Genomic DNA, 11552 nt, shown 5'->3' on the forward strand with positions numbered 1-11552 from the left:
ACCTAAGATGCGAATTCCCTGCGCACAAAGACCAGGAGCTCGAACCGCCAGTGACGATGATCAAATCTCTCGGGAACGGACATCCCCGAGGACCCAGCGAGACGTACGGACGGCGCATAGTGCCGCGCGGCCCGGCTCCTGTCCGAATGCGTGTTCTAGCTGGCATTTTCGACGCGGGGGTGTTCCTGCTTCCGTTGCTCGTCGGCTGGTACATCGTTCAGTCGCTCCGAGACGAGAACGGTGGCGGCGAAGCCGACCGCGCCGTATTCGGTGGGACGGCAATAGCCATTGCCGTCGGTCTCCTTGTGTGGAACCTCGGATTCCGCGAAGGTGCCACGGGCCGGACCTCGGGAAAGGGATGGGTAGGCCTGGTCACGCGAGACGCGAAGACAAAGCAGCCCATCGGTGTTCGCCGGGCTCTGCGCAGGCCGTTCGATCGAACCGGTATCGAGGTGGTGCGTGAAAGCACGGCGCGCGAAGAAGGGTTCGAGGAACTCGCGCGCGACAACAGCGTCGGGGCAACTCGTCGACGCCGACTGATCGGTCTCGCGGTGCTCACGGTACTTCTCGCGCTCGTCATGCTCGCGAGCATCGCGGTGGGCGCTCGGCCGCTGACGTTTGCCGAGATCTTCCACGCCATCTTCAGTTCGGACGGCACCCAGACGGACATCATCGTGCGAACGTTGCGTGCGCCTCGGACCATCCTGGGTCTTGTTGTCGGCATCGCACTCGGTATCGCCGGCGCCCTGATTCAGGGACACACGCGTAACCCGTTGGCAGATGCCGGTCTGCTCGGCCTCAACGCCGGCGCGGCGTTCTTCGTAGTCATGGCGATCTATCTTTTCGGCTTCACCGCACCGAGTCAGTATCTCTGGTTCGCGTTTGCAGGATCGTTCGTCGCCAGCATCGTCGTCTTCGGCTTGTCCTCCATCGGAAACGGCGGCGCAAGTCCTCTGAGTTTGGCTCTGGCGGGCGCAGCCGTCGCGTTCTTCCTGCAAGCCATGACCAACGCCGTGATCATCCTCGACCAGACCAGCCTGGACGCCTACCGTTTCTGGGTAGTCGGGTCGGTGTCCGGTCGAGGGTTCGACGTTCTCTGGCAGGTCCTCCCCTTCCTGATACTCGGTTTGGTCATCGCCCTGGCAAGTACGCCTGGTCTCAACGTCCTGAGCCTGGGTGAAGACGTCGCAAAAGCGTTGGGAACGAACATCGCGTTCAGTCGCACACTCGGCATCATCGCGATCACCCTGCTGACCGGCGCCGCGACTGCAGCGTGTGGACCTATCGCGTTCATCGGATTGGTGGTCCCCCACGTGGCCCGGGCCATCACCGGACCCGACTACCGATGGCTGGTCCCGTACGCGGGCTTGCTCGGTGCGGTCATGCTGATCACCGCGGACATCATCGGTCGCGTGGTCGTGCGCCCCGGCGAGTTGCAGGTCGGAATCATCCTGGCCCTCTTCGGCGCTCCGTTCTTCATCGCTCTCGTACGCCGCAGGAAGTTGGCAAGTCTGTGACGCTCAAGCAAGAACTCCGGGTACTGCCCCGGACCGTCCCCTCCCGTAAGTCGATTCGTATCGGTGGATTCTCGCTCGTCTACCGTCCACTCGCGGTGTCGGTGAGCATTGCACTCGCGGTCGCACTCTTCCTTCTGCTCTGCATCAACATCGGACGCGGCGACTATCCGATCTCGATCCCCGATGTCATTTCCGTCCTGCTCGGCAATGGAAGCAAGACACAGAACCTGATCGTCTTCGACCTCCGACTTCCTCGCTCGCTCACCGCACTCTTCATCGGTATGGCACTCGGCATTGCCGGTGCGGTCACCCAGACGATCGCTCGCAACGCCCTCGCCAGCCCCGACATCCTCGGAATCACGGCCGGATCGAGTGCTGCCGCAGTTGCTCTCATCGTGCTCGGCGGTGGCGGGTCGTTCGTGGGACTGCTTGCCACACTGGGGATTCCGTTGGCGGCACTCTGTGGCGGACTGCTGACAGCAGTGGTGATTTACGCCTTGGCATGGCGTAAAGGCGTAGAGGGGTTCCGCCTCATCCTGATCGGCATCGGCATAAACGCCATGCTCGTGGCAGCGACGGGATGGCTCCTCATCTCGGCGGACATAAACGATGCTTCCCGAGCGCAGGTGTGGCTCAACGGTTCGCTCAACGGTGCCACCTGGAATCAGATGTGGCCGGTAGCCATCGCTGTCGCGGTGGTCGGCGGCTACGCGGTGATCGCCTCGTTCACCATGGGAGCGCTGCGGTTGGGCGACGACAACGCCACCTCACTCGGTGTTCGCTTGCAATCGTCGCAGGCCAAACTGTTGCTCTCCGCCGTGGCGCTGGCCGCCATCGCAACCGCCGCAGCAGGTCCGGTCGGCTTTGTCGCCCTGGCTGCGCCTCAGGTCGCCATGCGTCTGGTGCGCTCTGCCGGCCCGCCCATCGTGGCTTCCGCGCTGACCGGTGCTGTACTGGTGGTCGGCAGCGACGTCATTGCTCGAACAATTCTGCCTGTGGAACTCCCCGTCGGAATCGTGACTTCCGCACTGGGTGGTCCGTTCTTGCTCTACCTGTTGGTTCGTAACAATCGGAAGGTCACAGCATGACCACCATCGCCCAGTCCACCGATGCTCCTTCGCGTCTCGTCGCGCAGAATCTGACGCTCGGGTACGGGGATCGCATCATCGTCGACGGACTCGATCTCGAGATCCCCACCGGCGTGATCACGACGGTCATCGGACCCAACGGTTGCGGCAAGTCGACACTTCTCCGCGCGCTGGGCCGTCTACTCAAGCCCAAGGGTGGATCGGTCATTCTCGACGGCAAGGCGATCAGTTCGATGAAGACCAAGGAAGTCGCGCGGGTCCTCGGCATGCTCCCCCAGACGCCGGTAGCGCCTGAAGGGCTCACCGTCGCCGATCTGGTCTCACGTGGACGCCACCCGCATCAGTCGTGGATTCGGCAGTGGTCTGCGGACGACGAGGGCGAGGTCGCCGAAGCACTCGAGCTGACCGGAGTCTCGGACCTTGCGGATCGGCCGGTCGATCAATTGTCCGGCGGCCAGCGTCAGCGGGCCTGGATCTCGATGGCTCTCGCCCAGGGAACCGACATCCTGCTCCTCGACGAGCCGACCACGTACCTCGACCTTGCGCACTCGATGGAAGTCCTCGACCTGGTGGATCAACTCCACGAGGAAATGGGGCGCACCGTGGTGATGGTTCTGCACGACCTCAATCTCGCAGTCCGGTACAGCGATCATCTGATCGTGATGCGCGACGGCTCCGTCGTCGCTTCGGGCGTCCCCAAGGACATCATTTCCGCGGAACTTCTGCTCGAGGTGTTCGGTCTCGAAGCTGCAGTCATCGACGATCCGGTCTCGGATCGGCCCCTGATCGTCCCGATCGGCACCCGACACGTCTTCGGCGCTGTCGGCGGGCCGGCCAAGCCCGCCTGAAGATCGCGAATCAGCGACCCAGAATCGTCCGAACGAGTTTGAATCCCTGACCGATCGACACGGTCGGCAGATACGCCCGCCCGACCGCGTTGCCGATGCTCGGTAGCGCGGCCGGATCGGCAAAAGTCATGTGCATCGGCACGTACCGGGGTTGGAACTTCGATTTGAAGGCCAGCAGCGATCGGAAGCCGTACACCGGTTCCAGTGTGCGACCGAGTAGATCGAGGACGCTGTCCATCATCGCCGAGAAGGTCGTGGCCTCAGGTTCGGCTGCGTCCGTAGTGGAGTCGGCGGCGATTGTTGCCAACGGTGCACCGGACAGACTGAGGAACTCGACACCCTCCTCCTCCAATTTCAGTGCGGCAGAAGCAATGAGGAACTCCATCGCGGGCCGGAACCCTTCGGAGCGTCGCCTCATGAAGTCGAGGGTCCAGCCGACGACCTGGCCGTCACGGTGCACCGGCAGCCACGACGTGACACCGTGCACCGTGCGATCCTCGTCGACGGCGATCAGGCAGCGCACCGCCTCGTCGTCGACCTCGTCGAGTCCGCCGAGAGTGAAGCCCATCTCGGGCATCCCCTTGTCCGCTACCCACTCTTCCGAGATCGCGACGATCTGATCCTTGATCGCGAGAGGCGCGTGCGGGAAGGAAATCCACTCGGCCGTGATCCCGGACTTCTTCGCCCGATTCAGTGCCGTGCGCACGTCCTGGAACCGCTTGCCCGTGAACGCGATTCCGCCCAGATCGAGCACAGTTTCCTCGGCGACCTGTAGGCCGCTCCAGCCCATGGAATCGGTAATGGTGCGCGCGTCGTCGGTCACCGAGTAGAAGCACGGGATCCAACCGTTCGACGACGCGAACTCCGCGAACCCCTCGATCGCTGCGCGCATCCGATCAGGAGGACCGACCGGGTCACCCGTGGTGAGTGCGACTCCGGCGATGACGCGGTAGGCGACGTAGCTCGAACCGTCTGCACTGAACCAGTAGGTGTTGCCCTTCCACGTCGTCATCCACGACAACGGACTGCCGGTGCCGGCGAGCAACATCGATCGCGCACGTTCGGCGGCTTTCGGATCAGCGGTCTTGACGGGCTTGAGGAAGCTCACGAAGACCAGCACGGCAGCAACGCCCCAGAACACGACACCGGTCCACTCGAACAGCAAAGTCGACTCGATGTCCACGGGAAGCAGACGCGGGTCGATCAACTGCAGGTACACCGGCGGTACGAGGCGCTGCGGGAAGTCTGCGAGCAGCATGGTGACAGTGGGCTCGCGGTCGAACCCGTGCCTGGCGAGCATTCCGCCGCCCACGTAGATCACGGCGAGGACCCCGAGCGACGTCACGATCGCGACGCCCAAGCGTCTGTATGTCTTGGCCGGGGCCGCCACGTCGAAGTATCGGCGTGTGGAGATCAAGAGGACCAGCACGAACAGCGGCGTCAGGAACGGCACGAGTGTCCGGTACACGTTCGGATCGCTGATTCCGTAGAAGAGACTGTCGCTGTCCACGGCGTCGACGAACCTGATGACGAAGTTCCCGATCGAGAGGACGAGCAGGACAACCTGAGCGCACACCGTCGCAATCCAGGCGAATCTGCGGCCACGCCGAAGCCCGTCGCTCAGCACCAGGACAAAAATCGACGGCATCAGCGAGAGCAGAGTCGGCCCGATACCCGAGAGTCTGAGCTCGAGGAGTCCTCGCCGGCAGTCCGGGTCCGACGCGGACTCCTCGCACAGTTCTCGAACCTCGGCGACGGTCCACGGAACTCCGCGGAAGAGGTCACGCAGGACGGCAAGTGGACCTACCGCTTGCGGAGACAGTGCGGCGATCATCGGGCCGATCGCGCTGGCCGCCACGACGATGGCGACGAGGACGCGGCCCTCCCGCTGGGTCCCGGCGATGCGCTCACCGCGAGCCGACCGTCCTACGATCCACTGGCCGATCACCAGACCTACGACGGCGGCGAAGAACCTGATGACATCTTGAAGCTGCCCGCTGAACAGGGCCAAGGTGATGGTCAAAGCCAGGGTTCCGACGCGAATGCGTCGACGCCACAGTGTGCCCATGTTCGAGCTGGCGGCCATGGCGGCGCCGACGATCCACGCGCTCGCGCCGACAGCGGAGCCGACGTGTAGGCGGAATCCCCAGTTGGAGTCGAACACTTTCACGAACGATGCCCAGCCGAGTCCGAGGAGTACACCGAGGATTTGGGTGCTCGCTCCGGCGATTGCGAGCTTGAGCGTCCCCAAGCGCCGCTCGAGGGGCGCAGCGACCGCGATCAGGAGCACGCTCGCACCGATGTACCCGAGCAGGTTTCCCGCCCACAGAGCGGAGGTGAGCGGAGTCCAGATGCGTCCGTGCTGGATCGAGCCCATTCCCGCGCCGATCGCGTGCTCGAGGTCGCGGGACGGTCCGTGCACCAGGCTGCCGGTGGCGGCGCCCAGGATCCACATGGTGAGAAGTAAAACGACCGTCAACGGTGCGTCGCGAATGCCGAAACGAACGATGTCGGCAGCTTTCTGCGCGACTGCCCGTGCCCGTGATGTGGATTCTGCGGTGCTCGGCGAACTGTCGATCGTCATCTACGTGCGGCTGCTTTCTGCGGATCGACTGGCGGTGTCCAATTAGGGCATGTTCATTGTCGGGACTTTGGTCGTCTTTCACCACCGTAACCGTCACGCAGATCACTATGGCCAATACCACACCCCCACCGAGGCGGTTACTACTACCAGTAGTACGTATTTCGTCGTGGAAGTCCGTAGAATCGAAGAATGGCAGGTCTAGGTGAACTCGAACGCGCGGTGATGGATCATTTGTGGTCCACATCAGAACCGCAAACTGTGCGACAGGTGCATGAAGCACTCGCGACGCATCGCGAATTGGCGTACACGACGGTCATGACCGTTCTGCAGCGCCTGGCGAAGAAGCATCTGGTGATTCAGCAGCGCGACGATCGCGCGCATCGCTATCTTCCCGTCAACAAGCGCGAAGAACTGGTTGCGAGCCTGATGGTCGACGCTCTCGCCCAGGCTCCGGAGTCCGGCGGTCGCGCTGCGGCACTCGTTCACTTCGTGGGCCAGGTCAATGCAGACGAAGCAGATGCTCTCCGCGAAGCGCTCGCTGCCCTCGAGGTGCGCGAGTCCGCGAAAAAGGCTGCGCAGCCCGGAATTTCTAGGCCGAACTGAATTCGTCGTGCATGATGTGTAGGACATGAACGCCACTACTGCACTGGTTTTCGGACTGCTTGCCTTGTTGCTGGCCGGTCCGGTACCCGCACTCCTGAGCCGCTCCACGTGGCCTTACCGCGCTCCACGCGCGGCGTTGGTCCTGTGGCAAGCCGTCGCGATCGCTGCGGTGTTGTCGGCATTCAGCTCGGGCCTAGCCATTGCCAGCCAGCTGCTCGTTCCCGGCGCTGACGGAAGGCCGACGACGGCCCCGACGGCCGAAATCGATGCACTCGGACTCCCTCTGTGGATTCTGTACGTGGTTGTTTTTGCCCTGACACTCCTGATCGGCGCAAAGCTGATCTTCTCGGTCATCCAGGTCGCCGTGAGAACCCGACGTCGCCGTGCACGTCACCGCGTGTTGGTGGACCTTCTCGACGACTGCGCCATGCCCGCGTCGGTGGAACGCACACCCGATCTGCGAGTGCTCGACGTCGACGAACCGATCGCCTATTGCCTGCCAGGTCTGCGCCAACGCGTGGTTCTCAGTCAAGGCACCTTGCAGAACCTCGATCATGCCGAGGTCAAGGCCATCCTGACGCACGAGCGTTCACACCTGCGAGCTCGTCACGATCTGGTCCTCGAGGCATTCACCGCGGTCAACCACGCGTTCCCCCGTTTCGTCCGTAGCAAGTCGGCTCTGGGATCGGTACAACTCCTGGTGGAGTTGCTCGCCGACGATTCAGCTGTGCGGGCTACCGGTCCCACTCCCCTCGCGCGGGCACTGGTCGCGTGTGCCGGATCGACGGCACCCCGCGGAGCGATGGCAGCAGGCGGCCCGTCAACGCTCATCCGAGTGCAGCGCCTCTCGGCTGACGATGCCGATCCCCGGATTGCGATTTTCGCGTATCTGGGGGCGGTCGCCATTCTCGTGGTGCCCACCGTGGCTGTGGCAGTGCCCTGGCTCACGGAACTTCGCCTGCTTTTCAACGCCTACTGAGTCTTGACCAGCGCAACCACGTGTAGTAGTGCAGGTCACAGGCGGGGTTACCTGACTTCGACCTAGCCGGTGGCGTAGAGTGGACCTCGGCCACCATCGTGGTCCGTCAACATATAACGGCACACAGCCCAATTCCCCGCAGTATGCGTTCGGATTGCCAGGTGACATGTGCCCTGGCTCGTCCCTTTGCGAACTGTGTCGTGTATTTCAGCATGGCTTCTTCCGCTCCGCGACGTGCCCGTAGTCCGGAGAGGTTTCCGCGTGACCAACGCTGTCCAAATGTCGTCTTCCGAGAACATCGAAGACACCACCGTCAACACCCCCGCTGCCGAAGAAGCAGTCGCCACCGAGCCGGGTATCACCTTCGCCGAGATCGGCCTGCCCGAGCAGCTTGTTGCCGCATTAGCGCGCAACTCCATCACCGTCCCGTCCCCCATCCAGGCGCAGTCCATCCCGGACGCGCTCGCCGGAACCAACGTTCTCGGCCGCGCACAGACCGGATCGGGCAAGACCCTCGCATTCGGCCTGCCGATGCTGACCCGCCTCTCGCGCCACGAGGATCGCCCGGCCGCCAAGCGTCCCCGTGCACTCGTGCTCGTCCCCACCCGTGAGCTTGCTTTCCAGGTGGTCGACTCCCTCAACTCCTACGCCGGCGCACTCGGACTCACGGTTCGTCCCGCTGTCGGTGGAACGCCGTTCGCCAAGCAGGTCGATCAGCTCCGCCGCGGCGTCGACGTCCTCGTCGCCACCCCGGGTCGTCTCGGCGACCACCTGCGTCAGGGCACTTGCATCCTCGACTCGGTGGAAATCACCGCACTCGACGAAGCCGACCAGATGGCGGACATGGGCTTCCTGCCCGAGGTTCGCTCGATCCTCGGTGAGACCCCCGCAGACGGACAGCGCCTGCTGTTCTCGGCGACCCTCGACCGTGAGGTCCAGTCGCTGGTTCGTCAGTTCCTGGCCAACCACGTCACGCACTCCACCGAAGACGGCCGCGCGAGCGTCGACACGATGGAGCACTACGTCCTCCTCGTCGACCGCGGCCAGAAGGATTCCGTCCTCGCCGAGATCGGTGCCCGCGACGGACGCACGATCATGTTCGCCCGTACCAAGCTCGGTTGCGAGGGAATCACCGACCGACTCCGCGCAGTCGGCATCGCTGCCGAGTCGCTTCACGGCGGCAAGGCTCAGAACCAGCGCACCCGCGTCCTCGAGCGTTTCAAGAACGGCCGCACCCCGGTCCTCGTCGCAACGGACGTCGCAGCGCGCGGAATCCACGTCGACGGCATCGACCTTGTCGTTCACGTCGATCCCCCGGCTGACCACAAGGACTACCTGCACCGCGCGGGTCGTACCGCTCGCGCCGGCGAGAAGGGCACCGTTGTCGCAATCGTGCTGCCCAACCAGAAGCGTCAGTTCAAGCGTCTGACCGGAATGGCCGGCGTCAATGCCGCTGCCGTCGCCGTCACCCCGGGTTCTGCTGAGCTGGCTCGTATCACCGGCGCCAAGAAGCCGACCGGAGAACCGTTGCGCGAGAGCTCTTCTCGTGGCGAGCGTTCCTTCGGTGATCGTGGCGGAAGCCGCGGCGGCTACCAGGGCAACCGCTCTTCCGGCGGATACCAGGGCAACCGTTCCTCGGGTGGGTACCAGGGCAACCGCGACGGCGAGAGCCGCGGCGGCTACCAGGGTGATCGCTCCAGCGGTGGATACCAGGGCAACCGCGACAGCCGCCCCTCGACCGGATACCAGGGCAACCGCTCTTCCGGTGGATATCAGGGCAACCGTGACGGTGAGAGCCGCGGCGGCTACCAGGGCAACCGCTCTTCGGGTGGCAGTGGCTACCAGGGTGATCGCTCCAGCGGTGGATACCAGGGCAACCGCGACAGCCGTCCGTCCTACGGAGACCGCGACAGCCGCCCCTCGACCGGATACCAGGGCAACCGATCCTCCGGCGGATACCAGGGAAGCCGTGACGGCGAGAGCCGCGGCGGATACCAGGGCAACCGTTCGTCCGGTGGTGGCTACCAGGGCAACCGCGACAACACCCGCTCGTACGGCGATCGCGACAGCCGCCCCTCGACCGGATACCAGGGCAACCGCACTTCCGGTGGATACCAGGGCAACCGCGACGGCGGCGACAACCGTGCAGCCTCGACCAGCGGTGGCGGCTTCCGCAGCCGCACCGACCGTCGTAGCTATGACGGATTCGACGGCCCGAAGCGCGATCAGCGGTAATACCTGCGCTGAGCTGCGGCTCGACAACTGAACACTGAGAACCTTCCGGCTGCGCCGGAAGCTGTATCGAGACGGATGCAGGTCACTGCAATTAAAGTGATCTGCATCCGTGTTTTGTATGCACGGTCTGATGTTCACGCGCGTCGCGGCCGCACAGTTTTCGGCTGCGCACAGCGCAGGATTTCACAGCCGCGGACCGAGAGGGAAAGCTGTAAGCATGTCAACCACTAGCACCGAATCACCCCGGGCTCAGATCGGCGTCACCGGCCTGGCTGTCATGGGTTCGAATATTGCCCGCAATTTCGCCCGCCACGGTCACACCGTTGCCCTGCACAACCGCAGCATCGCCAAGACCGATGCTTTGATCGCCGAGCATGGTTCCGAGGGCGATTTCGTGCGCACCGAGACCGTCGAAGAGTTCGTTGCCGCACTGCAGAAGCCGCGACGCGTCCTGATCATGGTCAAGGCCGGCGCGCCGACGGATGCTGTCATCGAAGAGCTCGCGAACGCCATGGAGCCCGGCGACATCATCATCGACGGCGGTAACTCGCTGTACACGGACACGATCCGCCGTGAAGCCGCGATCCGCGCCCGCGGTCTGCACTTCGTCGGCGCTGGTATCTCCGGCGGCGAAGAAGGCGCACTCAACGGTCCGTCGATCATGCCGGGCGGCCCGAAGGAGTCGTACGAGGCTCTCGGCCCGCTTCTCGAGTCGATCTCCGCTCACGTCGACGGCACACCGTGCTGCACGCACATCGGCCCCGACGGCAGCGGTCACTTCGTCAAGATGGTGCACAACGGCATCGAGTACGCCGACATGCAGCTCATCGGTGAGGCGTACAACCTCTTCCGTGACGCGCTGGGCTACGACGCCGGTCAGGTTGCCGACGTCTTCACCGAGTGGAACAAGGGCACGCTCGAGTCCTACCTGATCGAGATCACCGCCGAGGTGCTCCGTCAGGTCGATGCCGAGACCGGCAAGCCGTTGGTCGACGTCATCGTCGACGCTGCCGAGCAGAAGGGCACGGGCCGCTGGACGGTCAAGTCCGCTCTGGATCTGGGCGTGCCGGTCACCGGTATCGCCGAGGCCGTGTTTGCTCGCGCACTGTCCGGTAGCCGCAATCAGCGCGCCGCAGCCCAGGCGCAGGGCTTGGCTTCGGGTTCGCTCGGCGACAAGCCGGTTGACGCCGAGCAGTTCGCCGCCGACATCCAGGCCGCGCTGTACGCGTCGAAGATCGTGGCGTACGCGCAGGGCTTCGACCAGATCGCTGCCGGTAGCGCCGAGTACGACTGGAACCTCAAGCCTGCCGACTTGGCAACGATCTGGCGCGGCGGCTGCATCATCCGAGCGCAGTTCCTCAACCGCATCAAGGACGCGTTCGACGCGGATCCGAGCCTGCCGAGCTTGATTCTGGCACCGTACTTCCGCGAGGCCATCGAGGCGGGCATCGACAGTTGGCGCCGTGTGGTCGCCACCGCGACGATGCTCGGCATTCCGGTACCGGCGTTCGCGTCTTCGCTGTCGTACTACGACGGTCTGCGCGCAGAGCGTCTGCCGGCCGCCCTGACACAGGGCCAGCGCGACTTCTTCGGCGCGCACACCTACGAGCGCATCGACAAGCCCGGCAAGTTCCACACGCTGTGGAGCGGTGACCGCAGCGAAATCGAGGCCTGATTCACAGCGGGTATCGGTAGATG

8 protein-coding genes are annotated in these 11552 nt (G+C 64.1%); 7 read left to right on the forward strand and 1 reads right to left on the reverse strand.

The genetic code is table 11. The features are described 5' to 3' along the window. Positions 1-56: 56 nt before the first annotated feature. Genes ACFWAD_RS12550 through ACFWAD_RS12560 form a run of 3 tightly spaced genes read left to right on the forward strand, consistent with a single transcriptional unit; the run spans position 57 to position 3453 of the window. Positions 57-1517: a FecCD family ABC transporter permease gene (locus ACFWAD_RS12550; protein WP_378544609.1), complete on the forward strand. Its 1461-nt coding sequence runs from the start codon at positions 57-59 to the stop codon at positions 1515-1517. After that, positions 1514-2605: an iron chelate uptake ABC transporter family permease subunit gene (locus ACFWAD_RS12555; RefSeq protein WP_230815623.1), complete on the forward strand. Its 1092-nt coding sequence runs from the start codon at positions 1514-1516 to the stop codon at positions 2603-2605. Before ACFWAD_RS12550 ends, ACFWAD_RS12555 begins: the two co-directional genes overlap by 4 nt. Further along, a complete protein-coding gene (locus tag ACFWAD_RS12560; protein ID WP_378544193.1) occupies positions 2602-3453 on the forward strand; it encodes an ABC transporter ATP-binding protein in 852 nt (283 codons plus the stop codon). Before ACFWAD_RS12555 ends, ACFWAD_RS12560 begins: the two co-directional genes overlap by 4 nt. Positions 3454-3463: 10 nt before the next feature. On the opposite strand, the gene ACFWAD_RS12565 is transcribed toward ACFWAD_RS12560, so the two are convergent. Further along, positions 3464-6037 carry a bifunctional lysylphosphatidylglycerol flippase/synthetase MprF gene (locus tag ACFWAD_RS12565; protein WP_378544196.1) on the reverse strand — a complete coding sequence of 858 codons (2574 nt, stop codon included), beginning with the start codon at positions 6035-6037 and terminating at the stop codon, positions 3464-3466. Positions 6038-6226: 189 nt separating this feature from the next. Between ACFWAD_RS12565 and ACFWAD_RS12570 the strand changes: the two genes are divergently transcribed. The 4 genes from ACFWAD_RS12570 to gndA all read left to right on the forward strand — a co-directional run bounded on the left by ACFWAD_RS12570 (position 6227) and on the right by gndA (position 11529). After that, a complete protein-coding gene (locus ACFWAD_RS12570) occupies positions 6227-6640 on the forward strand; it encodes a BlaI/MecI/CopY family transcriptional regulator (RefSeq protein ID WP_003944876.1) in 414 nt (137 codons plus the stop codon). Between the two features lie 25 nt (positions 6641-6665). Next, positions 6666-7619, forward strand: a complete 954-nt coding sequence (locus ACFWAD_RS12575; RefSeq protein ID WP_230815619.1) for a M56 family metallopeptidase — start codon at positions 6666-6668, stop codon at positions 7617-7619. A 261-nt stretch (positions 7620-7880) separates the two neighbouring features. Continuing rightward, positions 7881-9854, forward strand: a complete 1974-nt coding sequence (locus tag ACFWAD_RS12580) for a DEAD/DEAH box helicase (RefSeq protein ID WP_378544199.1) — start codon at positions 7881-7883, stop codon at positions 9852-9854. A gap of 217 nt (positions 9855-10071) precedes the next feature. Further along, the gene (gene gndA, locus ACFWAD_RS12585) at positions 10072-11529 is read left to right on the forward strand and encodes an NADP-dependent phosphogluconate dehydrogenase (RefSeq protein ID WP_378445999.1); all 1458 of its coding nucleotides are present in this window, start codon (positions 10072-10074) and stop codon (positions 11527-11529) included. The last annotated feature ends 23 nt before the right edge of the window (positions 11530-11552 follow it).

The sequence above is a fragment of the Rhodococcus sp. NPDC059969 genome (genome assembly GCF_042738325.1).
In the GTDB taxonomy this organism is placed as follows: domain Bacteria; phylum Actinomycetota; class Actinomycetes; order Mycobacteriales; family Mycobacteriaceae; genus Rhodococcus_F.